Below are 23408 nucleotides of genomic sequence, written 5' to 3'. Positions count from 1 at the left end.
ACGCGCGACCATCGATCAGGTCGGCGGCAACGACCGGCCGTCCCGCCGACGCGGCACCACGCGCGGCGGCGTCGCCGGACCGTTGGCGGCGGGTTGTTCGATCTCGGCATCCGGGCCGGGAACCTTGTCCGGCTCGGGGATGAGCAGTTCCCCGATGTCGCAGCCGAGTACTACGCAGATCACATCCAGATCGGCGAGCTTGAGCGACGCCGGCTGTCCGGACCACAGGTTGGACATCTTGCCCAGCGAGATGACCAAGCCGCGTTCGGCGAGCTGGCGCTGCAACTCGGAGGCTTGCCAGATGCCGCGGTTGGCCGCGGCCAGACGCAGGTTCCACCGCATTCACATCAGTCCTTCCAGCCGCGTCGCGGCGCGCTTCTGCCCAGCGACCCAGGCGTCCTCGATGCGGCTGCGGTGCACGTGGACGTACTTCATCGTGGTGGCCACCCATGCGTGGCCGTACATCTCCTGAATGGAGATCAGGTCGAGGCCGCCGAGGTAGAGCTGCGAGGCGCAGTAGTGCCGCAGCACGTGCGGCGACAACCTGCCCGCCCAGGCTGGCAGGTGCGTCGCGGTCGCCTCGGCCAACCCTGCGCGCAAGGTGTCATAGCCGACCCGGCAACGCGATCCGTCACGGTTGGTGCGCTCGGAGGGAAACAACACGGCGCCGTGCCGGGTGTGGTCGTCTCCGAACTGGCCCCACACATCTTCGATGTACCAACGCAGTGTGCGGTTGGCGCCGTTGAGCAGCGGCACCATGCGTTCGCGTGGTCCCGATCCTCGTGCGCCCTTGCCCATTCGGATGTGGAGCTTGCCGAACCGGCCCAGCTCCCAGCGGATATCGGCCAGGTCGAGGTGCCGGGCCTCGTTGATCCGCACGCCAACGTCGGCCATCAGCCGCGCCGCTGCGTAGTTGCGCGCCGCGGGTGCGAACTTCCGGCAGGTCGCCAGTTCCTGCGCCCACCCGGTGAACAGCGTGTTGATTTCGCTTTCCAGCGGCGGGATGCGCAGCCTGGCGTCTTTGTTGCCGCGCGGCCGGTTCATCTCGTCGAGCGGGCACTGCACGACCCGGCCGGTCATCGCGTGCAGCTCGACCTTGTGCCGCAGCTCCAAGAATTCGAAGTAGAGCAACAGTGCAGCCGCTCTGGCAAGCCGAGTTCCGCTCGGCGCCATGCGCATCGCCTTGCCGAAGTAGGCGTCCGCGTCCGGCGGCTCCATCTCCCACAACGGCCGGCCGAACCACTCGCGGATCTGCTCCAGGTTGCTCACATCGCTGCGGACCGTGCCGTCCGCCATCCCCGCCGACGACCGCGCGAGCACCAGCCCCGCCATCACGTCGACCTCGAACCGCTCGAGTTCCTCGGGCGACGCCACCGCGCGATGCGCCCGCAAGTCCCGAACCGGTGCGACAGCCAACCCACGCCCCTTGTCTTCAGTCAACGTGGAGGGAGTTCACTCACGATGACACCACTTCAGGAATCCCGAAGCAACTTCAACACACCGCAACGCCCGTCACAAGGCATGAAGCCCTGGGCCAGCAGCCAGTGGCCGCCGAGGTCTCGATCGAACTCAGGTGATGTCGGATTGCATGCATCCGCGGGCAACACAGCGGTCGGCACCGCAACGCAGGACGCACCCGAGCAGCACCGCTCGACGCGATCCACGGCAGCCGCGTGTGAACGAGGCCAGGCGGCATGACACGCCGTCCGCAGCGTTCACGTCACGGGCGGCAGACTCGCTCGCTCACTGCTGATGCGGTCCCGGTGGCGACGCCGGGACCGCGCCAGCGGGCCCTCCCCGTTCACGATGCCGAACCTGTCGTGGGGTCGTTGTGCACGGGCTATGGAGGCCTGGACCTCGGAGTGCTCGCCGCGCTCGGCGCAGGCCACGTCGCGTGGTGCGTCGACCCCGATCCACACGTCGCACAGATCCTCGCGGCGCGCATGCCGGGCGTTCCCAATCTCGGCGACGTCCGGCGCGTGGACTGGCACGCCATCGAACCGGTGGACATCGCGGTGCTCGGCCTTCCCTGCAAGGACATCTCCGCCGCAGGCCGTCGTGCCGGCATCGAGAAGGGCAAGCACAGTGGCATCTGGACCGACTGCATGGCGGGCATTCGCGTACTACGACCACCGCTCGTCGTCGTGGAGAACGTCGCCGCGCTTCGCTGGGCGCGCGGAGGCCTGCACCGTGTACTCGGCGACCTGGCCGAAGCAGGGTATGACGCGCTCTGGCGTAGCGTCCGCGCCGCCGACGTCGGCGCCGCACACCGCCGCGAACGAGTGTTCCTGCTCGCCTGGTTGCGTGAGTCCAGGGCCGATCGCGCGGGCGGAAATGTTGCCGACGCCCACCGCGCACGACGGATCATCGAACGGCATCAGCGCCGCCAGCAGGCAGGGCGGGCCGTCACTGCTGGATCGGCTTCGGCTACTGCCGACACCGACGGCCTCGGACGCGAGGAACTGCACGCACAGCAACCAATCCGGTGGCCTGTCGCTGCCGGACGCGGCGCAGTCGCTGCCGAGTCAATGCACTCCAGGAACTGCTGTGGCGGAACCCGGCGTGTACCTCCCGATACCCCGGGCGACGGACGGCACGAAGGGCTGCCCGGCCCAACGCGGCTCGAAAGGCGACTTGATGCTGCCCTCGGCAGTCATCCGCCTGCTCGAGGTGGCAGCGCGCCACCAGCACGATCGCGTGAACGACGACATCTCGTAGCGGTCGCCGACCTCGGCGGCGAATCGAGCTCGGCGACCCGCAACGAGCCAGCCCTGATGAACTGGGGTGTCTACGAGGCGGCGATCCGCCGCTGGGAAGCGGTGCTGGACCGTCCGACACCTCACCCGATCCAGCCAGGAAGACACGGCCGACCCGTCCTTGCGCCTGCCTTCGTCGAGCACCTCATGGGCCTGCCGCAGGGCTGGGTCACCGACCTTCCAATACCCCGCACCGCCCAACTAAGGGCGCTGGGCAACGGCGTAGTGCCCCAGCAAGCAGCCCACGCGGTGTGCCTGCTTCTGAACGAGCTAGCCGAGCTCCTCGGCGTCAGCGCCGAAGCCCACGACCAACCCGGACCGAGCAGGAGGTGGCCGCGGCATGACCACCACACACCCGACGGCGAGCCACACTTCACCTGCCTTAAAGTTGCTCTCCCTTGGCGCCGGTGTTCAGAGCACAGTGGTCCTGCTCCTGGCGTGCGAAGGCGAGATTCCGTCCTTCGACGCCGCTCTGTTTGCCGACACCGGCTGGGAACCACGCGCCGTGTACGCGCACCTCGAACGGCTCACCGCGCACGCCAGGAAGCACGGCATCCCGGTCCACCAGGTCTCAGCTGGCAACATCCGCACCGACGCACTCGATCCCCGGCACCGTTTCGTGTCCATGCCCCTGCACACCCGCAACCCGGACGGCAGCAAAGGACTCGCACGCCGGCAGTGCACGTCGGAGTACAAGATCACTCCGCTGAAGAAGGCCGCACGAGAGTTGCTCGGATATCCGCACCCGCGACGTGTGCCGCTTGGGGTGTACGCCGAGCAGGCGATCGGCATCAGCACGGATGAGTTCACGCGCGCCAAGGACTCGGGGCTTCGTTTCCTGCGCAACGTGTTCCCACTGATCGAACTCGGCTTCGATCGAGCGCGATGCGTGGAATACCTGGCAGAGCGGGGCTTCGGAGACACGGTCAAGAGCGCCTGCGTCGGATGCCCTTTCCACGGCACCGCGGGCTGGCGATGGGTGCGTGACCACAACCCGGACGGCTGGGCGGAGGCGGTCGAGTTCGACCGCGCTCATGAAGTTCTACCTGGGAACCCATCAGCCGTCCTGGTTGGCGCGCGATCTCGACGTGCCCTTCCTGGTCAGTCACCGGCGCCTGGCCTGCCGCCGCTCACTTCCACGAGCGAGCACCTCGTGGGCGCTGGATTCCGGCGGCTTCACGGAACTGTCGCTGCACGGGCGGTGGCGCACCGATGCCGCAACCTACGTGAAAGCCGTACGTCGCTACGCCACCGAAATCGGCAACCTCGACTGGGCCGCACCCCGTGACCGCATGACCGAAGCCCATGTACTCGACCGAACCGGCCTGAGTCTGCGTACACACCAGCACCTCACCGTCGTCGACCACTTCCGGCTGCGCGACCTCGCCCCGGAGTTGCCGTTCATTCCCGTCCTTCAAGGACAGTCGATCACCGACTACCACCGATGCGCTGACATGTACGAAGAACGCGGCATCGATCTCGCCGCGCTCCCGCTCGTAGGAGTGGGAAGCGTATGCCGGCGCCAGCACACGACCGAGGTCGAACGCATCGTGCGGTCGTTGGCAGCACGCGGCTACCGACTCCATGCCTTCGGCGCGAAGACACTCGGACTGTCCCGATACGCCGAAGCCATCGCTTCCAGCGACTCAGCATCCTGGAGCCTGCGGGGACGTCACCTTCCCGGTTGCACCCCCAGCCACCGAAGCGAGTCCAACTGTCTGCGCTTTGCACTGGCCTGGCACACCCGGCTACTCGCGGCGCTCAGCGTGAGCGAGACCAAGGACACCGACGACTGCTTGTCGCGGTCCGGCAGGTTCGGCGAATCGCTTGCCGCGTAACCATTCCTCATTGGACCACACAACTCGGAGGACCCATGAACGATCAAACTCCGCATCGACAGACACGTCGACGAGCGGCGGGACGGCTCCGGCTTTCCCCGTCTGCGCAGGAGACCCAACCTGCGCCAGGGGAGGACGAATCCAGTATCGGCGAATCACCACTGGCGACGGAGATCGAGGAGAACGCAGACCAACTGCTCTTCACCCCAGAGCAAGCCGCACCTCTTCTCCAAGTGCGGCCGTCATGGTTGCGGCGCCGTGCCGCGGCGCGTGCAGTCCCGTGCCACTACTTGGGCAAACACCTCCGGTTCACGCGTGAGGATCTCGAGGAGATCGTGGCCACAAGCCGACAGCGGTCAGAAGAGTCATGCGTAACCCGATCCGGCGATCCTCCTGTGTCGGCTTGATCGCCTCGTGCACACAATGCGTCCATGAACGAACACGCCGACACGTTGCACAGCAAAGGGTTTGTCTCATGGCCTGGCCGGAAAAATCAGGGAAAAACTCGTGGCGCGTTCGCTATGAGAAGGACGACGGATCCCTCGCGTCGGTCTCAGGCTTCACCAGTGAGGCTGCGGCACAGGAAGTCGCCGATCGACTGAACCGCGAGGCGGCGGTGCGTGGTTTCGTCCCGACCGCGAGCACTCAGCCCTTCGGTGGCTGGATCGAACCGTGGTTCGGATCGATCGATGTCGCTGAGTCGACGCTGGCACAGTACCGAAGTCTCACCAGAAACCACATCGAACCGCGCTGGGGAGTGGTGCCGTTCAACGCGATCAGCAACCTCGACGCGCACACCTGGGCGGTCAGACTCCGCAATGGCGGACTGTCTGACAGCACGGTCAAGACGATCATGAAGATTCTGAAGATGATGCTCGCAGACGCCGCTGACGAAGGCATCATCCCGACGAGCCCCATCCACGCCCGGCGCCGTGGACGCCGCCGCCACCAACTCAAACCGGACATCGTTCACGCGACCCCACTGCAAGTTCTCCGCATCGCACTCCAAGCAGCCTCGCTGATGGGGGAGTGGGCCGCGATCCTGATCATCAGCGCCGCCTACACAGGCGCGCGGTGGGGCGAACTCACCGGACTGCAACGCCACAACATCCACCTCGACGACGGCTGCTTCGTCATCGACCCGCGAATCGGCGCGCTCCACGAGGTCGACGGCAAGTTGTCTCTCGGTCAGCCCAAGACCGCGTCCTCAGCTCGCACCGTCACGCTGCCGCCGTTCCTCTGTGACATATGGGGATACCTGCTCGACCAACACGACCACCCACACATCTTCGTCACCCGCGACCTGGAACTGCACCGGCGCTCTAACTTCTCCCGCCGCGTCATGCGCCCCGCCTGCGACGGAAACTACGGCGTCGCCAACCCACGGGTCCGCACCCGGACGATCTGTCCCGACCTGGTCTTCCACGGGCTACGCCACAGCCACAACACCTGGCTCATCGGCGACGACATCCCCGAAGTCGGCCGCGCCCGCCGCCTCGGCCACCAGATCCACGACAAAATCCGAGAAATCTACGATCACGTCGCCCCCGAAGTGGAGGCCAAGATCCTCATCGTCCTACAGCGACGGTGGGAAGATTCGCTGGCCACACAGTTCCCGAACGGGCTCAACTTCCCTGACGCGGCACCGATGCCCGCCCTGGCGGCGGCCTAGAGGCCGAGAATCGCATGACGAGCTGAATCGCGGAGAGACGTACCCGCAGCTCTCAGAGATCGGATCGAGCCAGCCCGGCTGACCGCGTCGATGGTGGATGGGTTTGCCTCCGATCAGGCCTTTCTGACAGGTCAGCCCTGTTTGTCTAGCGCCTGTCCTGTAAGTCATCGAAGCCAGAGCACGATGGCGGCGATGGTGAGTTCGGCCTGGTAATAGGCGACGCGCTTGGCGTAGCGGGTCGCGAGGTCCTGGAACTGTTTGAGCCTGTTGAAGCATCGTTCGACCACGTTGCGCTGCTTGTAGAGCTCGGTGTCGAACGCCGGTGGCCGTCCGCCGTGTGAGCCTTTGGCTGCGCGGTAGGCGATCTGGTCGGTGCGTTCAGGGCTGACGAAGGTGATCCCGCGCCGGCGTAACGCCTGTCTGGTCGAGGGATGCGAGTAGGCCTTGTCCGCGCGATCACGACGTCCGGTCGTGATCGCGGACGTCCCGGACCATTACGCCGGACGCGGATGCTGTCGAGCAGTGGCAGCAGTTGCGGGTTGTCTCCTGCCTGTCCGGCGGTGAGCAGCACGCGCATCGGCAGGCCGCGTCCGTCGACCCGCGAGGTGGATCTTGGTGCTCAGTCCGCCGCGGGACCGGCCGAGTCCTTCCCCTGCGACCGCGAGGGCTTCGATTTCGGCGCCGCAGCCCCCTTTTGCGGGCTCCGGCTGCGTGCTGATGGGCCCGCACGACGCTGGAGTCCACGCTGATGACCCACTCGACATCGCCGACGGAGTCGTCTTTGACGATCACCTCGTCCAGGATGCGCGCCCAGGTGCCATCTTTGGTCCACAACCGCAGTCGTTCATGCGCGGTCTTCCACGGCCCGTACCGTTCGGGCAGGTCACGCCACGGCGCAGCGGTCCGCAGCTTCCACAGGAACGCGTTGATCACCTGCCGGTGATCCCGCCACCGCCGCCCACCACCCGACACCGGCGGCAGCAACGGCGCGATCGCAGCCCACGCCCGATCCGTCAACTCACCGCGACCAACCACCGCACAGAAATATCAGACGGCCTGATCAGCCGCTTACAGGACAGGCTCTAGCCAAGAAGTACAAGACCAGCCTGTGGCCGGACCTGGCCAACGCCTTTCCCCACGTCGCGAGCCGGTAGTTGGACATCATCGAGAGTCCGGTGAAGTCCCTGCATGAGTTTCGCAACCGGCTCGCTCATCACGAGCCCGTCTGGAACAAGCCCCTGACCGAGTACTTGCAGCAGATCCACGTGGTGCTCAAGGCCATCGACCCGGCCGTGCACACCTGGGTGACCGGCCACTGCCGCGTGACCACCCTGCTGGCCGAGTGCACGTTTCACCGACCTCAGTCCTGACACCACGCATGGCCGCATCCACATCAGCACGACAGAAGGCGACGCCACCCACCGCAGGTGACGTCGCCTCGCGCTAAACGGATAGGCCTCCGGTCACGCGTGCCGAACGATCAGGCCGGCGGAGCGATCGGCCTCTGTTCCTGGACCGGCACCCGAACCTGCGGCGGCACCTCAACCTGGCCCGGCATCTGGACCTGGGGCGGGTACGGCGGCAGCGGGTACTGGGGGAAGGGGTAGGGCATCGGCGGGTAGGGCGGCAGGGGGTACGGCGTGGGCGGTTCGGCGACCTTGGCCTTGTGGGTCTCGTCGCCGGAGATGGTCACGTTGATCATGGGCACCTCCACCGTGAGGTTGAAGTAGTCCACGACGAAGGCGAGCATCACAGCGAGCACGACGGCGCGCGAGACGGCGCCCCAGGTGCCGAACAGGAACTTCAGCGTGCGCCGCGTCCTGGTCAGCTGGCTGTCCTGGGCGACGTCGTCGTTGCTCTCCGGCGTCGCCGTCTCTACGGAGCGTGGCGTACTGGGCGGGCGTTCGCGCTTTCGTGCAAAGGATTCGTTAGTTTTAGCGAAACGGCGTCGGTTCGGTGAACTGCCGTTTTGCGGGCGACGTAGTCTCACAATGTGCTCCCTGATTGAGATGCATCCTTGGCGGATAAATCGGACGACTGGGAGTACCGACGTTCACCTGCGCCAACAGGTGGTCGTCTCCCGCTCAGGGGTCGCCAAGGCGGCCCCTGAGCCATGTGCGGGGACAGGTGTCACCACAGCCCGCGGTTGGAGCCGCGGGCTGTTGCTGGTGGTGCGCTACCTGGTCTAGTGGGTGAGTGTCACCCCGGTGAACAGGCCCGAGAGCAGGCCTAAGAAGAACAGCAGCATGCTGATCGGCACCATGGCGCGCACCGGCACGGTCCGTGCCGACCACGCGACCTTGACGCATGCCGCGGACATCGATGGGCGGTCGGCCCTTGTCATCGCGGTGCCTGTCGTGGTGCCCCTCATCGTGTCGCCGCGGACTTCGGTGGTGTCGGCGGTCGACTGACCGGTGGCGGGTGCGGAGCCGGTGGGCTCGGTGCCGCCGTCGGGGCGATGGTCGGTGGCCATGCGAAGCCGCTGCCAGGCCAGGTGCCAGCGGTCGGCGTCGTCGGGGGTGCCACCGCAGACCAGGATGAACGTCCGCACGGTGTCCGGATTGGCTGGCAGTGCGGGTTTGGTGCACAGCGCGTGCACGCGGCTGCGTGACAGCGGATGTCCCAGCTCCTGGCTGGACTCGGCGATCTCGGTGTAGGACATCGCCGCGCCGTTCTTGATCGCCTCCAGCAGCTGCGACCACTGCTCGGGCGTGGTGATCTCGGCCGGGTCCGGCCACATCGCCGAGTCCGGCCACCTCCGGCGCCGCCGCGTCGACGTCACGGACGAGACCGACCCCGCCGACACGACGCCAGAGGAAGCGTTGGAGGACCGGCGCCGGTGGCGTGGCAGCGTCGCGACCACACCTGTGGTGCGCGGCGCGAGCGCGTCGCGCTGGTGGCGCTCGTAGACGCGGTTCCAGGCTTGACGGAGCTCGGCCCGCAGGGAGCCATCCTGCCCAGCACATGCGAGGTAGCCGTGCAGCACCGCACGGGAAGGCAGAGCCGGACCGGCTTCGGCCTCCCGCACCGCCGCCGCCGGCACCTCCGCTTTGCGGGCGAAGGACTCGATGTCGAGCCCTGCGGCGACGCGGACCCGGCGTAGCGCCAGTGCCAGCTGACGCCGATCGCGCTCAGTACCCACGTGGACGTCGGCGGAGCGACCCGAGCCGGACGAGTCCGTGCTCGACGGACCGGTCACGGACAGGCCGGTGTCGGACGCCGGCGCGGAGGAGGGCAAGATGGCCACCACTCACCGGCCCGCGGGGATGCGGCGCGTCAGCGCCGACGCAGGAAAACCCCCTACGCAGGTGTGAGGCGTGTCACACCAGATCGTGTAAAACATGCGCGAAGCTCCTCGATAAGAGAGTGGTTCAGGACGGGCGTTCCGTTCTGGCCGAGTGCGGCAGGGCTGCCAAGCCACCGCATTCGAGTTGCCCACCAGTATCCCCCAGACGCGCGACAGTTTCGCGCACGGGGGTGTACTCCACTCCTTTCAAGATCACCGAACGGGAGAGTTACCCGCCGGTATTAATCCAATCGGCGGCGACTAGTCGTCGTTTCTCGCGGGGATCCGGTTGACCCGCCGACGCGCGTGCGTGTGTCGATGGTCAAGCGTGAACAACTGCACATCGCCCGTTTGTGCAGGTCAGAGGGTTGGGACGTTTCAGGACGTACTCAATCGGGTGAATCGGGTTGCGTCAGGTCCCCTTGACCGCCGAATGTTGGCGGCGCAGAAAAATCCCCCGTGTCGCGAGTCCTCATGGTTCAGGGCGGGCGCAGGGAGAACAGAGGAGGGTGGAGTCCTGGCTGCCAAACTTGGACTCCACCCTCACCCTTTCGAGTAGCTATCGCATTTGCCTCCAATGCACTCTGCTTCCAGTACGTACGTCCTTCTTTTTGCCTGTAATCGAATACAGGCAGCTCACCGCCTTTGATGCGGCTGGAACATTGCGATGTGCGCGCCACTGCGGTCGCGCCCCGAGGGTGCTGATGGACGCCAGATGCACTCTCTGCTGTGGTGTTGGTCACCCGTTTGGGGTAAGCGTGTCGTGGTCGCGCTCTCACGGTCTCGGTCGTCCCGGTGTGCACGGACCGTCAGACCCATGAGGCATGCTGTTACCCCCGCCTCGCGCCGCAGCGGCTGCCGCACAGACGCTCGCGTGATCACCGCGGCGGGGCTCAGGAGCAGCTCGTCGGGGAGCTTAAGGATCACTGGTACAGCTATGGTGGGTGACGCGACCGCGGACAACGCGGACGAGCACGACGAGAACGAGAACGACACGGCCGGAACCGGTGGGCAGGACACCGGCGAGGACGTCGGCACGCACGCCGAGAAGAGCAGCAAGCGGGGCGAGTGTGACAGCGAGAAGACGCGGGGTCTGTCGCTGCCGAGGAACTTGTCCGACTTCTCCGATAACTGCAAGCTCGGCGCCGACGAGAAGTACTTCATCATCTCGATCGGCAACATCCTGCGCACGCACCCCGAGGCCACCAACGTGCGCCAGTTCCAGCGATGGACCGAACGGCAGGACAACCGCCCCGCCTGGGCGCGGGTCGAGCACAGCAAGCTCAAGAACCGCCTCTACGGATGCCTGGGCGGATCAGCTACACGCCTGCCCGACTGGGAGATCATCGAGTGGGTCATCGAGTCGTGCAGGCCCCCGACACCCGAGACCCACAAGATCGAGCAGCACCTAGCCACGCGCTACAAGAAGCTCACCGGCAAGCACCCGGCCGGCTACATCCGCAAGCCGCTGATCGGTGAGCGGCCCCTGACGCCCGACACCGCGCCGGATGACCGCACCGCAGTCCGTCTGCTGCAGCGCGAGCTCGACCGCGTCACCCAGCAGCTCGGCGATGTCGAGCACCAGCTGCGTGCGGTGGCCTTGCACGCCGAGTCCAGCGACACCGAGCTCGGCCTCGCCGAGGCCGGCGACCAGGTCCATATGCTGCAGAAGACCCTGGGAACGTTGCAGGAAAGCCTGAGCGGCCTGCGAGAACGCACCACCACGCGCATCCTCGCCGTAGAGGAGGCCAGCAGCCGCAGCGCGAACTTCGTCGCCATCCTGGCTGCCTGGCTCGACGCGCACGACGTTCTCCACGACGACCTGATCACCCACCTGCGGCTGCTCAACCTCGACGTCGACCCCGCGGCCGACATGCCGCTGATCCTCACCGCGCCACGCACGTTCCCCCAGCGCAAGGTCACCCGCTGGGTCACCGTGCACCTGCGTGCGTTCCTGCTGGCCCGCTACAAGGACGGCATCGAGCCGTTCATCGACGACTCCACCGGCCAGCTCGCCGCGCTCATCCGCGACTGCACCCTGCCCTCGATCGAGGCCGTCGCACCGCTGCTGGACGCACACGAAGTCCTGCGCGGGTTCATCCCGCGCGTGCTCGAGGAAGCGCACGCCGAGTGCCGCGAGCGCCGCTCCGAACGCGACCAGAACTCCGAGACCACCGTGATGCACATCGTCAGCGACCCCGAGCCCATCGTGATCGTCACCGACACCGGCACTGGCACCGACCTCAGACCCGCTGTGAACGCCACGTCCGCCGACGGCTCGGCGATCGCCACGAACATGAGCTGGCGCCCCGACGAGAACATCACACCCCACCCCGTGCCTGACGAACTCGCAGCCAAGCGGGTACGCGACCAGCTGCACAAGCTTGACGCCGAGACCGTGGTGATCAGGCTCGCCAGCGCTACCAGCGACGCCGCGCACATCGCCGCCGACCAGGTGATCCAGGAGCTACGTGCACTGGAGACCGGAACCGCGTAGCGGTCAGCGGCACGTCCTGACACTGGGTGCCAATTCGCCCCTTCCCCGCAAGATCCTGTGTGCCACGCCTCAGCCACTACCAGCGTGAAAGCGCAGCTAGTGGCTGAGGCGTGGCAAGCGGAGCCGCCGGCGACTACGTCGAGCGACCCACCATGATTATGAGCACGCGCTGATGAGCCGGTCGAAGCGGGTCTGCTGCTGGCCATAGCCTCTTGGACGGGTTCCAAGAGCGACCACAGGATCGCCGATCTTGTACTGCAGTCGGTGACGGGCACGATGGAGTCGTGACCTGGTTCGACGTCATCATGCCCGGTGTGAACGCAGGGGTGTTCGCGCTCAAATGCGGGGCAGGTAGGCGGAGACTTCGGCGATGGCGTCGAGGGTGTCGCGATCGATCTGGCCGGAGACGAGTTCGGTCTCGGCGATGGTGACGTTCTTGCCGTCGCGGTCGCTGCCGTAGTTCAGACCGGTGAACCGGATATCGGCGATGCCGAGCAGCGAGGAACCGAGCGGGCGGATGTCACCGCTGCCGTGGACCTTCATCACCGACTCGAACTTGTCGGCGTCGCGTGCGGAGGCCAGGCCGACCCAGGCGACCGAGAGCACCGCGGTGTTGCCCGCGCCGTCGCCGATGAGGAACAGGGCGCGTTCCAGAGAGGTGCAGCGGGTGCGGGTGAAGAACTCGCGGATCTGCCCGAACGACACCGCGACGCATTCAGCCTGCTGACGGGCGGTGCGCTTGAGCTGCTTGACCCCGAAGCGCTGCCACGCCGCCGTGCTGTCGCCGCCCCGCGCGGACTTCTGCCCTTCCGCTTTGCGCGCCCGCAGCTGCGTCGATCCACCCGAGCCCGACCCCGAGCCGAGGCCCTGCGCGGCGTTCTGCGCGCCGACCCCGACCTCGGAGACCAAGCCAGATCCGCCACCCAGGGTGCCCAGGCCGCCAGCGCCGCCGGCGAGGCCGAGCGCGAGCACCGTGCCCGCCACCACCACGCCACCCTTGCCGCCGCCGCCCTTGATGGGCACACGGTTGCCGTTGATGGTTCTCCACTGCATCAGGTTCCCGCCCTCAGTCAGGTTGTGGTCGTACACAAACGCTGCCAGTCACCGATCTCGCAGGCCCCCGGAGACGAGATACCGTCGGTGATCGCGGAGCAGCGTTCTGTGAGACAACGCGACCGCACGCCGCCACGTTGACCGGCAAACGGGTGAAACCCAAGCGGTCCACGAAGCCGAACGTCGTGACCTGCACCCGGCGTGCTGGTGCGTCAATGTCAGCACGCCTGCGGTACTCGGCCGGCAGTACTCGGCGGGCGGTGTTCGGGCGCATTAGCGTGGGAATGGGTGACCGCTGGTCGTGTCGTGCGGCGACACGGCGTGACTGGCGGTATGCCCTCCCTGCTGCCAGCGACGGGTGAGGCGTGATGCGGATCGGGCACAACGGGCGGAGCAAGGTGCAGGCCCAGCTCGTCGACGGCGTGGACGTCGTGCACGTGATCGGTGACATCGACGCCGATATCACCGAGGAGCTCGCGCCGCTGGTCTCGCAGTGGGCGCAGCGAGCCGACCGGGCGGTGGTGCTGGACCTGACCGGGGTGACGTTCCTCGGCTCAGCCGGGCTGCACCTGCTGATCGGTTTCTCGGTTAGGGCGCACTAGGAGCGGTCGATCAGTTCGCCGATCTCCATCCGGCTCAGAAGCTCCTCGATAGCCGGCTCGGTGCCGAGATCGGTGGGCTGAAGCTCATGTGTCTTGCGTTTGAGGTTCACCACCACCTCGGTCGCGGCGTCATGGATGATCGCGTTGGCCTTGGCATCATCCCAGCGGGGCAGCGGCGAGACGTTCGCGCTCGAGTCGAGCGTCGAACAGCACGTCGATCCGCGGTGCTCCGTATGCATCGGTGCGCGTCTGTTGCAGCGCGACAACTCGCCTCATGGCTCGGTCTCTATGAGGCCGACGCCGACGAATCCATCGACGCCGATCTTTCCCCACATGTCGGCTTCCTTGAACGTACTGACGTGATCGGCGATAATTAGGCGCCCTGCGCGTCGTACGTACGACAGCGCACTCGTCAGCGCCTCGGCTGTCCGGCCGTATGGGGTGGTCGAGCGTGTCCCAATCCTCACCATGCGTACGGGAAGTTCCTCTGTGAGCTGGATTTCGGCGGGCGAGGCGGTGAATTCGTGGAGACCGAGCAGAACCCCACGGTCGGAGAGGATCTGTGCGTTGTCGAAGCTGTCGTCGGCTGCCAGCAAAGACTGAACAGGGAAGTCGAGAAGTAGTCGTCCTGCGGGCATCGTGCTGCGATCTAGTAGTTGGAGGACGTAGGACACGAGATCAGGGTCGCAGGCCATGTCGTCCGTCAACGTGACGAGCAGTGTTCTGTTGTCCTGCGTTACTTTCTCGACGGAGACAGACAAAGCCCACCGCCCGATCCGGCGCATCAAGCCGGAGCGCTTGGCGATGGTGACGCATCGGTCGTGGTGGATCTCGCCTTGGAGCGGATGGTTCCAGCGAAGTCGCGACTCGACAAGAGTTTTAGTGTCACCGGCGAACATGTGCACTGGCCGGTGAAAGACCGTGATCTGTCCTTCCTCCCAAGCGCCTGCCATGAACGCGGCGAGGACTGCCTCCCCGCGGTCGACGTCATCGACCGCCGGGTCGTACATGGCCCACTCACCGCTGCCGGAGGACCTGGCGCGGTGCAGAGTCGCGCCTGAAGCACGAAGCAAACACTCAGGCGATGTGTTTTCCGGCAGACGTGGCAGCACCCCCGTCGACATCGACACCGCGATGCCGCCGCCGTCGAGCCAAAAGGGGTCCGACAACTCTTCAGCAACATTGCTGATTGTTGAGACGATGATCGAACTGGTTGTCTCGTCTTCGACGAGCACCACGAACTCTTCACCGTCCAGACGGCAAACCAGGCTGTGCTCCTGGAAGAAGACGTGTCTCAGTCGGGTCGCGACGTGTTGCAGGATCCTGTCACGTGCCGATTGACCGAGACCTCGAGCGATCGTGGGAAGAGAATCGACGCTGAAGTGGTAGAGCGTCGTACTGCGTTCAGGTGCGTTGCGAAGTAACCACTCCAGGCGGCGAACGAGTGCGGAGCGGTTCTTCAACCCGGTCAGCTGGTCGTGGTCCCGCGAGAACGCCGAGGCCATATCCGCGAATTCCAAGGCAGTCAGGTCGCGGTCCTGCCCGTCAAGTAGTTGCTGGACCCGGTCCAGTCCGGCCGTCGTGTCGCGGAGGACGTCGTCCGGGCTGGGGGTGTCGACGCCACGTAGATCGACAGTGAGGTCATGATCAGGAAGCGGAACGCTTCGCAGCCGGCTCTCGAGGTGCACGATCTTGGTCTGTGCTTCGTCGCTGAGCCGGGCGGCGCGGTCGCGCTCTTGTTCTGCCTGCGCGAGTTGTGCGTCAGCGCGGGCGCGCTCCTGCTCGGCGATGGTCAGTCGTTGCTGCACCGACTGCAGTTCCGCGCGATGAACGGCGGCTTCCCTTCGGCTTCGGTCGCGGTCGGCAGTGAGGTTGGTAATCAAGGTGGACAGTCTCATCAGGACAATGCGCAGCACCGTGATCACCTGTGCTGCCTGGTTTTCTACCTGAATGGATACGAGCAGCTGTTTCCGGGCGTCATTCAGGTCATCATTGACAGCCGCGAGTTGCCGGTAGGCCTGGATCGTCTCGTCTTTAGCCTGAAGCAACCGTGTATACGCATCGGGTAGCTCTGAACCGGAACGAGGCCGGGCGTTGCTTCTTCGGGCAGCGTCCCACAACCCCCTGGCGGTGTGCTTCCGGTCGGTCCACTGCTGCTGACTTGTGCAGGCTTCGACGAACCGCACAACGAACTGCCAGTCAGGCAGTTCCGCCCCGTTTATCTGCTTCGAGACGGTTGTGTCGCTACAACCGCAGCGAACCCCGATCTCCTTCACCGTCAGTTTCTGCTGAACAGCGATTCCGCGCAGATAGCGCGCCAGCTCGTGCCGAGCGGAGTCTGTGCCCTTCAACGGCCCCCAGGGCCTGCCCCGTCCCACTGGTTTCCTCCACGACTTGTCCGCGGACAACCTGGAGTTGTCCGCCACGACCTGAGTTGTCCCTGCGGACAAACGCGGGATGAACCGCTGATCTGCAACCTCCTCAGGGGACCTGGCCTTCAGAGTCCCGACCTTTTGAGGAGAAGACCATCATGCCCGCTGCCATCAGGGAGATTTGCCGCACGATCCGTGTTGTGTTGTCGACGTGGCACCACACATTGCGGTTTTGTGTGGTGGTCTGTGCGGTCGCGGCCTTGGCTGTCGCAGTCCGCGTGCACGGTTGGCCACCGTAAATGTGACACGGTCCTGCGAGCCGCTCCAGTGCGACAGTGGTCAGCAGGTTCTCCAGCGTTTCAGAGCAGGATGCGGGTGCCCGTATGCCGTTTGGTCCTCGTTGGAGGCGTCGTCACTCCAATGGGTGAGGCACGGTAGGACCCGTGCTCTCTGGGCGAGTTCGTCCTCTTTCGCGCTCCCAATGCTCATCGGCGGGACCAACGTGGTGAACTAATCCATTAGCTCTTTGAGCTGCGGGTTCGTGGCATGCTTCACGTCGTGGAAGATCGCGGCCCAGCGCTTCTTTTGGGTGCGCTGGGCCGCCAGGGTGTCTGTGACGAGGCATTGTTTGGAGGCCAGTGGCGGCGGCATTCCCACCTGCCGGTTGGTGATCTCGTTACGTGCCGCCGCCCTGGCCGGACCTCGGGGAGGGCACCACCCTACGCGAGATCGTTTCTGCGGAGGGCCGGACCTCGGGCGGGAGTACCAAAGGATGGGAACACTGCTGACAGGCCGCTTTATATCGGCAGTCTAGTGGTTGAGTGTCGAATCGGGCTTTCTTCTCCGGATTGACAGGCGACCTGGGTGGGGCCACTCGGTCCCCACCCAGGTCTGAATGGGCGACCATCTGTCGGGGCAGTTCGTCAGTCGTTTGCTCGGCGAGAGGCGAGGCGATTACAAGCCGGAGGTGTACCTCGACTACCTGACGAGACCCGAGCACGGGTCACGGGGGGAGTGCACCATGGGTGCCGAGGAACAGACCACTGTGGTCGATGTTGATCTCGTCGAGCTCGATGAGGGCGTTGACGAGGACGAGCGCGAGCGTCGTCGTAACAAGGCGTACACGGTCGTGGTGCGTACGCCGGCCGGGTTCGAGGCCCGGTTCCGGGTCCACCCGAATGAGAGGGTGGAGACGCTGGCGCGAAAGGCGGAGCGGTTCTTCATTCGGAGGGGTGAGCTGGCTGAGGGCAACTACCGGCTGGAGAAGCTGGCCGACGGCACGACGGTGCCGTCGGTCCCGTCGGCGACGTTGCGCGAGTCTGGCGTGGTCAAGGGCACCGTGTGTGTTCTGGTGGTCGCTGACCCGCAGGTGGACGGATGACCACGCACCCGGCGCTGCGGGCTCGTACCGCATCGGGCAATGGCATGCTCAGCGTGCTCGCGACCGCCACCCGGCTCGGACTGGCCAACACTACCTTCAGCCGCCGGTTCCCTGACCTGGTCAGCGAACTCGCTCAGCACCACCGCACCGGCACCGCGACCGCCGCGGCGACTGGTGGCTACACCGAATTGCAGCAGCAAAACCGGCGGCTGCGTGCCGAGCTCCAGGTCGCGGGCGGCCAACTCGAACTCGCCCTGGCGAGGGTGCAGCGATTGGCCGAGGATAAGCAGCAGCTGATGTCCGCGTTGGAACGGGCGCACGCTGTACGCGTTTTGCGGAACCAGACCTGACATCACGTCTGTACGCGCAACCCGACCGCGCTACCGCCCGCCTTGTAGCTAGGCGCAATCGGAAATACCGCGATCTCTTGGTCGCCCCGCGAGTGGCCCTAGACAGACGCACGTCGCGTGATCGAAGTTGTTCGCGGCCTTTCGGTGACTTGTTGAGTGGTGCGCGCTGACGGACGTCGGATATCCACGGCAGGACTTTCTGCGTATGAGGGATGAAATGGTGAGCCCGGTGAGAACGGGGTCAGGTCCGCGTTCCCACCGGGCTGGCCGGGGGTGCCGAGAGGTTGATCGTGTGCATAGCTGCAGATGATAGTCACGTTCCGTTTCGGTCCTGCTTCGGCTTTAGCGGGGCCGGAATTCGCATCCGAAGGAGTTGTAGTCCCAGTAGGCGCCGGTTCGGACTGTCGGGTCGTTCGTGGCGCCGCCGCCGAAGATGCGCTGGCGGACGTCGAACGTCCACTTGGCGCCGGCGGGGTAGACGTAGAGAACGCCGGCCCTGTTGTCCTGCTCTTCGCACGAGACTTGGATCTCGTCCTCGGTCTGGTAGCTGGCCCCGACCTTGATCTTGAGCGCTTCGGTAGAAGCGCCTTCCCAGCCGCCTTCGAGCTTCCACGTCACCTTGGTGGTCAGCCTGATGATGCCCTTGACGTTCGCGCCGACAGGCAGCGTCTTGATCGGGGTGGCGTTGCGGTCCATCTCCGCGTCGCTGACCTTGTTGATGCCGGTGTAGTAGCAGCCGGTCCGGACGCAGGGGTCGTCAGCTGCCGCGGCGACACCAGGCATTGCGGCCATCGCGGCTGCGGCTGTCAGGATCGCCACAGCGCTCCTGGAGGAGGGCGAGGTCTTGCGAATTCGGGTCATGACAATCCAATCGGAAGAGAAAGCGAATTACGGAAATGATGAACAAGCCAAGAAAGACTTTATAGCGAAGATCAATTCCTGGGTGCGCGCGTAAATCATTTATTTCGCCTTGGCGGGCGGAGGCAAGGCGGACTGCCCGGAGTGATCTGCGCTGCAGGGTATTAGCAGGTTTGTGAATCGGGTCGTTTTCCGGTGATATACCCCGGCGCCGCATGTGGTGGGGCGCTGGGACACAGGTGACCACAACAGCACGGGTGCGTTGGTCACCGAGCTTCGTTGTATCAGGACAGCGGTGTGTGGCAGGTGCTGGAGAATCCGAGGATCGAGTAGCCGGGCTGCACACCGCGCAGGCCGTAGAAGTTCGAGGTGATGAAGAACAGCCGCGGGTAGGGCGTGTTGACGTTGCCGAAGGCGTGGTCCTCGTAGGAGCCGGGCGCGACCGTGTAGACGTGCTCGGTGGTGGTGTTGCCGGCGCCGTAGGACACGGTGACTCGACCGATGATCCCGCCAGGACCTGGGTTGTAGACGCGCAGCAGTAGACCACCGTAGGTCCGGGCGGAGTACGAGCCGCTTTGCTGCACGTACACCGAGCCGCAGGCTCCGGTACCGGCCGGAGGCGCCGTGGGATCGCCCACCGCAGCGTGGGCCGATGAGCCGGACAGTAGCGCCAGCACGGTGAGCAGCGACGCTGTCAGCACCGTCGCGAGGGCATTCCATGTCGATCGCATGGAGATCTCCTGTCGATTCTGGAATTGAAGGGAACTCGTTGATGGCCGCGTTCTCTGTCATCTGGGACCGGTGTTGCCCGGCTCGGCGCGGAGCCGGGTAACACCGGGGTTCTAGGGTCTGGCTGATCGCGCGGGCCGCGCCTGCGGCCGGACCGTGGCTCTCAGCGGATGGTGGGATTCACGGTCAGGCCGCCTCTGCGCGCTGCGAGTGGTGTCAGCGCCGCAGGCCGACGGTGCGGTAGGTCACGGTGCTGCCACTGCGGAGCGTGACCACCCGCGTGGCGGTGAACTGGGAGACACCGAAGTCGTCACAGGATGCCGACTGCACGTAGTGATCCACGTGGAGACCGTCGACGCCGTCCGCGCCGAACCGCATGGCCGTGCGTCCCAGGCCGGGGTAGTAGCGGTTGGTGTCCCAGGTGCCTGGGAAGATCGCGCCCTGATCGTTGGTGATCGAGGTGATGCCACCGACGTAGAACGTGGCGTCGACCGACCTGCCGGGCTGGCCAGGCGGCGTCCAGGTGACCAGGTAGGACAGGTTGCGCCAGTCCTCGGCGTTGAAACCGCACGGCAGCGATGACGCCGCGTTCGCCGACGCGGGGGCCAGGAATCCCAGCAGCCCGGTCACCGCGATCGCGAGCGCCCCCAGCAGAACCTTGATTTTCTTCACTCGAAACCATCCTCAGGGGCGGAATCAGTATTTCTTAGTGGGTTTTTCGATGTCCACGGCAGCGTTGGACGTGCTGGAGGTCCGACCGTTGTGGTCAGATCCGACAGCTGGCGTGCAGTCCGACGTGGAAGTTGTTGTTGATGTTGGAGAAGACGGTCTTGGTGATGGTGCAGGTCGCGCCGATGGCCTCGTAGGTGGCCTTGTTGGCGTAGGCGCGGTCGTTCGCGGGGCCAGGCGTGTTTCCGTGGCCGTTGAACACCACGGTGACCGGGCTGCACGGCTTTGCGGCCAGGTTGTTGATCTCACTGGTCGACAAGCCGGCGGAACGTGCTGCGTTGTACACGGTGGCGCCGGTGATCGTGATGCGACACCCGTTGGCGGCGGGGGTGTACATGTTCGTGCTGTAGTACCAGCCAGACACGCCTGGGTAGTCACAATAGAATCCGCTGTCACCGGCCACGAAGAACGAGGCATCACCCGGTTGACCCCACGGCGCGGGACCGGCGCAGTCTGCATACGCGGTGTATCCGCCGTACGACGGTGCCGTGGCTGCCGATGCCGGCATAGCCGCGCCGATCATGGCGATTGAAGCGACCGAGGCCGCCAGGATGGCTGCACGCACTGTTTTCATCATTTCTCCCATGGGTCGAATTTCTGAATAGGACATCGCAAAGTGAGGCAAGGGGGCACGGTGTTCTTCTCGGGAACGGTGCGGGAGTCGCGGCGAGCTCGTGTGGGAGTGCGTCAGGCGGTGCTGCGGGCGCGGGACACGGCCTCGGTCGCGTCGTCGGTGAACAGGTCCGCGGCGGGGCGTTGCAGGTTGACCACGTCCAGGAACAGCCGTGCCAGGCCGGTGTCGGAGGCGGCGGCGGTGTGGAAGGTGTCGAGGTAGTGCTCGAGGTTGCGCTGTTCGGGGGGCAGGGTGCCGACCAGTGGTGCGTCACCGGCGACGGCGATGTCCCAGGCCATGGCGGTGGCAGCGGCGGCACGCGGCAGGAAACGGCCGGCCAGATCATGGAGGCCGCCGGTGAGGGTGTCGCGCAGGCTCAGGGCGTGCAGCGCGGCCACGGTCATCCCCTGGCCGTAGAGGGGGTTGAACACGCTGACGCTGTCGCCGACGGGCAGGATCGCGTCGGGGAACTCGGGCATCTGGTCATAGCGGTACCACCGGTTGGCGGGAACGTGGTGGGAGTACGGCCCCTCCAGGACCCGTTCGCCCTGCAGAAGGTCATGGATGAGGGATGAGGGCAGGCTGGCGGCGAAGCCGAGGAACTCCTCTTCGTCCAGGGGCGGCCGGTCGGTGCCGTAGCCGCCCAGGGTGGCCATCCACCGGTCGTCCTCCATCCACAGCAGTGCACCGGCGCGGGCACAGCTGGAGGTGGGACCGATGACGGCGCCGCCGGCGGGGGTGCGGCGGGTGTAGATGCGGGTGACGTAGCGCAGGTCGACGTCGAGCCGCTGCTCCTGCGGTGCGGGGTAGTCCCAGGCGGCCAGCCAGTCCGGCAGCCGCGACGCACGTCCGGCGGCGTCGACGACCAGCTCTGCGGGCAGCACGTCCTCGTACGGCAGCCCGGTCGTGGTGTCGGTGTAGCGGATCTTCACGCCGATGACCTGTCGCCGGCTGTCAGGCTGCAGCCGTGCGCGCGGTTCGAGTACGGCGCATTCGTCGCGGATCTCGACGTTGCCGATGTCGGCGACCTGGGTGCGCACGACACGTTCGAGGGCGGCGCGGCTCAGCGACAGTCCACGTAGACCGCTGTCGAACGCGGCCAGGCGGTGCCCGCGGTTGATCCAGGCCACGTCGCCGGCGATGTCGTACGGGCGTGCGCCCGCTTGCAGGAGCCGGTCCATGACGCCGGGCAGCAGAGTGGTGATGGCCTCGATCCCGCGGGCCAGAAGCCCGTGTGCGTGGCGTGCCTGCGGGGTGCCGCGGCGGGGTGCCCAGTCATCGGAGCGGGCGGGGCTGGGGAGCCGGTCGCGGTCCACGATCGTCACACCCGCGCAGTGAGGGGCAAGCGCCGCGGCGGACAGCAGACCGGCCATCGACGCACCGATGACGACAACGTGCCCCAAACGTGCCGACGCGGGCGAGGTGGTGGCGTCGAAGACGCCCGAGCGGGGGAAAGGAGACGACATGAGGCTGCTCTTTCTCCGAAGGGGCGGGGGCGAACACCCGGTCTGACAGCTCTGGTGCTGGGCGTGCTGGCGGAGGAACGCGCTCAGATTCCGCAGGTGGGGTGAGCGGGTGCCGAGCCGGTGAGCAGCGCGAGGATGTGCGGGCGGGCCTGGCGGTAGAGGTTCTCGCCTACCTCGAGGTTCTGGCGCATCGTGATGACGGTCGCCTGGCCCAGCGACGGGTCGATCAGGCCGATGAACCCGAACGCCCCGGGATCGGATAGTTCCGGCCCGTCGCTGCCGGGGCGGGCACACGGTTCGCGGATCCACCACGCCAGCCCGTAGCCGTCGAGATGATGACGGCGCCCCGGTGACACCCGCACCGCGGCGCCGGCGACGGCGTTGACGCGCATCTCCCGTACCGAGTCGGCACTGAGCAGCTGGGCGCCGCGATACACACCGTCGGCCAGATGTGCTTGCAGCAGGTGCAGATAGTCACGCGCTGAGGCTTTGGCGCCGCCTGCGATCCGCGGGTTGGCGCTGGTGTCGAAGGCCAGGGTCGGCATCTCCGCCGGAGCGGCCACATAACGACGGACGAGTTCCTGCCAGCGCTGCCCGGTCACATGTTCGGCCAGATAACCGGCCAGCTGGTAGCCCGTTCCGCCATAGGAGAAGGCCGTTCCGGGGATGTCATTCAGCGGCGCTGAGGCGATATCACGGGCACAGTCCAGCAACGTCGCCGCACCGCTGATGCATCGGTTCTCCGGGATACCGGCCGTGTGCGACAGCAGCATGCGCAGCGTGATCGCATTCTTGTTCTGTGGCCAGGACACCGGCGAGTTCCGCAGATACATCGCCACCGGGGTGTCGAGAGCGAGCAGGCCCTGGTCCACCAGCGCCATCATCGTCGTCGCGGCCACCAGCTTGGACCCCGACGCCAGCGGCACCACCTGGTCAACACCGGTGCCCCCGTCGTGGGAGTACACCGTCTCGGCACCGCGGGCCACCACCATGCCAGCACCTGCCTGGTCCACCAGGGCGTCAAGGGTGCCCACCGTGGAGGCTCCCGCGAAAGCCGTCGACAACACCGTCAGCGCAGTCGCCATCGCCGCCCCGACGAGAATAGATCGAGACCGGCTGCGAGCCACAAGGCGATTGAACATGGCAGGGGTCCTTATTCGCTCGAAACTGGCACCCCGCTTCGCCGACGAAAAAGTCAACCGGCGA

The 23408-nt window shown here is 66.0% G+C and carries 22 protein-coding genes and 1 pseudogene; 9 read left to right on the top strand and 14 right to left on the bottom strand.

What is annotated here, in order from left to right; genetic code table 11:
- Positions 1-15 precede the first annotated feature (15 nt).
- On the bottom strand, positions 16-342 hold the full coding sequence (locus ND450_RS20570; protein ID WP_253327692.1) for a helix-turn-helix transcriptional regulator: 327 nt from the start codon (positions 340-342) through the stop codon (positions 16-18).
- Positions 343-1416, bottom strand: a complete 1074-nt coding sequence (locus tag ND450_RS20565; RefSeq protein ID WP_253327691.1) for a site-specific integrase — start codon at positions 1414-1416, stop codon at positions 343-345.
- Between the two features lie 278 nt (positions 1417-1694).
- Between ND450_RS20565 and ND450_RS20560 the strand changes: the two genes are divergently transcribed.
- From ND450_RS20560 to ND450_RS20550, 4 genes are all read left to right on the top strand, one after another.
- On the top strand, positions 1695-3560 hold the full coding sequence (locus ND450_RS20560) for a DNA cytosine methyltransferase (RefSeq protein ID WP_253327690.1): 1866 nt from the start codon (positions 1695-1697) through the stop codon (positions 3558-3560).
- Between the two features lie 230 nt (positions 3561-3790).
- Complete coding sequence (locus ND450_RS20555) at positions 3791-4594, top strand: hypothetical protein (protein WP_253327689.1); 804 nt, start codon at positions 3791-3793, stop codon at positions 4592-4594.
- Between the two features lie 35 nt (positions 4595-4629).
- Positions 4630-5001 (top strand): helix-turn-helix domain-containing protein, encoded by a 372-nt coding sequence (locus tag ND450_RS46080; protein WP_371927740.1) that lies wholly within the window; start codon positions 4630-4632, stop codon positions 4999-5001.
- A 68-nt stretch (positions 5002-5069) separates the two neighbouring features.
- Positions 5070-6266 carry a tyrosine-type recombinase/integrase gene (locus ND450_RS20550; protein ID WP_253327688.1) on the top strand — a complete coding sequence of 399 codons (1197 nt, stop codon included), beginning with the start codon at positions 5070-5072 and terminating at the stop codon, positions 6264-6266.
- A gap of 164 nt (positions 6267-6430) precedes the next feature.
- Here ND450_RS20550 and ND450_RS20545 read toward each other — a convergent pair.
- Positions 6431-7301, bottom strand: a pseudogene (locus ND450_RS20545) (IS5 family transposase).
- Positions 7302-7420: 119 nt separating this feature from the next.
- Between ND450_RS20545 and ND450_RS20540 the strand changes: the two are divergent.
- Positions 7421-7636, top strand: a complete 216-nt coding sequence (locus ND450_RS20540; RefSeq protein ID WP_253327687.1) for a hypothetical protein — start codon at positions 7421-7423, stop codon at positions 7634-7636.
- A gap of 110 nt (positions 7637-7746) precedes the next feature.
- Here the strand turns inward: ND450_RS20540 and ND450_RS20535 are convergent, their stop codons facing one another.
- Both ND450_RS20535 and ND450_RS20530 read right to left on the bottom strand, forming a co-directional pair.
- On the bottom strand, positions 7747-8256 hold the full coding sequence (locus ND450_RS20535) for a hypothetical protein (RefSeq protein ID WP_253327686.1): 510 nt from the start codon (positions 8254-8256) through the stop codon (positions 7747-7749).
- 195 nt (positions 8257-8451) lie between these two features.
- Positions 8452-9504 carry a helix-turn-helix transcriptional regulator gene (locus ND450_RS20530; protein WP_253327685.1) on the bottom strand — a complete coding sequence of 351 codons (1053 nt, stop codon included), beginning with the start codon at positions 9502-9504 and terminating at the stop codon, positions 8452-8454.
- Between the two features lie 985 nt (positions 9505-10489).
- Here ND450_RS20530 and ND450_RS20525 point away from each other — a divergent pair.
- Positions 10490-12049: a hypothetical protein gene (locus ND450_RS20525; RefSeq protein WP_253327684.1), complete on the top strand. Its 1560-nt coding sequence runs from the start codon at positions 10490-10492 to the stop codon at positions 12047-12049.
- Between the two features lie 336 nt (positions 12050-12385).
- On the opposite strand, the gene ND450_RS20520 is transcribed toward ND450_RS20525, so the two are convergent.
- On the bottom strand, positions 12386-13102 hold the full coding sequence (locus ND450_RS20520) for a hypothetical protein (RefSeq protein ID WP_253327683.1): 717 nt from the start codon (positions 13100-13102) through the stop codon (positions 12386-12388).
- Between the two features lie 368 nt (positions 13103-13470).
- Here ND450_RS20520 and ND450_RS20515 point away from each other — a divergent pair, with 368 nt between their 5' ends.
- Positions 13471-13704 (top strand): STAS domain-containing protein, encoded by a 234-nt coding sequence (locus tag ND450_RS20515; RefSeq protein WP_253327682.1) that lies wholly within the window; start codon positions 13471-13473, stop codon positions 13702-13704.
- On the opposite strand, the gene ND450_RS20510 is transcribed toward ND450_RS20515, so the two are convergent.
- On the bottom strand, positions 13701-13943 hold the full coding sequence (locus ND450_RS20510; RefSeq protein WP_253327681.1) for a hypothetical protein: 243 nt from the start codon (positions 13941-13943) through the stop codon (positions 13701-13703). The genes ND450_RS20515 and ND450_RS20510 overlap by 4 nt on opposite strands.
- 33 nt (positions 13944-13976) lie before the next feature.
- Entirely contained in the window at positions 13977-16082 is a 2106-nt protein-coding gene (locus tag ND450_RS20505; RefSeq protein WP_253327680.1) for an EAL domain-containing protein, read from the bottom strand.
- An 889-nt stretch (positions 16083-16971) separates the two neighbouring features.
- Here ND450_RS20505 and ND450_RS20500 point away from each other — a divergent pair.
- Both ND450_RS20500 and ND450_RS20495 read left to right on the top strand, forming a co-directional pair.
- On the top strand, positions 16972-17457 hold the full coding sequence (locus tag ND450_RS20500; RefSeq protein WP_253327679.1) for a hypothetical protein: 486 nt from the start codon (positions 16972-16974) through the stop codon (positions 17455-17457).
- A complete protein-coding gene (locus tag ND450_RS20495; protein WP_253327678.1) occupies positions 17454-17807 on the top strand; it encodes a hypothetical protein in 354 nt (117 codons plus the stop codon). The genes ND450_RS20500 and ND450_RS20495 overlap by 4 nt, the downstream gene beginning before the upstream one ends.
- A gap of 342 nt (positions 17808-18149) precedes the next feature.
- On the opposite strand, the gene ND450_RS20490 is transcribed toward ND450_RS20495, so the two are convergent.
- The 6 genes from ND450_RS20490 to ND450_RS20465 form a co-directional block, all read right to left on the bottom strand.
- Positions 18150-18626, bottom strand: coding sequence for a hypothetical protein (locus ND450_RS20490; protein ID WP_253327677.1), 477 nt, complete (start codon positions 18624-18626; stop codon positions 18150-18152).
- 323 nt (positions 18627-18949) lie between these two features.
- Entirely contained in the window at positions 18950-19396 is a 447-nt protein-coding gene (locus tag ND450_RS20485; protein WP_253327676.1) for a hypothetical protein, read from the bottom strand.
- Positions 19397-19610: 214 nt separating this feature from the next.
- On the bottom strand, positions 19611-20066 hold the full coding sequence (locus ND450_RS20480) for a hypothetical protein (RefSeq protein ID WP_253327675.1): 456 nt from the start codon (positions 20064-20066) through the stop codon (positions 19611-19613).
- Positions 20067-20160: 94 nt separating this feature from the next.
- Complete coding sequence (locus tag ND450_RS20475) at positions 20161-20709, bottom strand: hypothetical protein (RefSeq protein ID WP_253327674.1); 549 nt, start codon at positions 20707-20709, stop codon at positions 20161-20163.
- Between the two features lie 101 nt (positions 20710-20810).
- The gene (locus ND450_RS20470) at positions 20811-22202 is read right to left on the bottom strand and encodes an NAD(P)/FAD-dependent oxidoreductase (RefSeq protein WP_253327673.1); all 1392 of its coding nucleotides are present in this window, start codon (positions 22200-22202) and stop codon (positions 20811-20813) included.
- Between the two features lie 83 nt (positions 22203-22285).
- Complete coding sequence (locus tag ND450_RS20465) at positions 22286-23344, bottom strand: serine hydrolase (protein WP_253327672.1); 1059 nt, start codon at positions 23342-23344, stop codon at positions 22286-22288.
- Between the last annotated feature and the right edge of the window lie 64 nt (positions 23345-23408).

The organism is Lentzea sp. HUAS12, from assembly GCF_024125735.1.
Classification (GTDB): domain Bacteria; phylum Actinomycetota; class Actinomycetes; order Mycobacteriales; family Pseudonocardiaceae; genus Lentzea; species Lentzea albida.
This window is presented reverse-complemented; position numbering and strand designations above follow the sequence as displayed.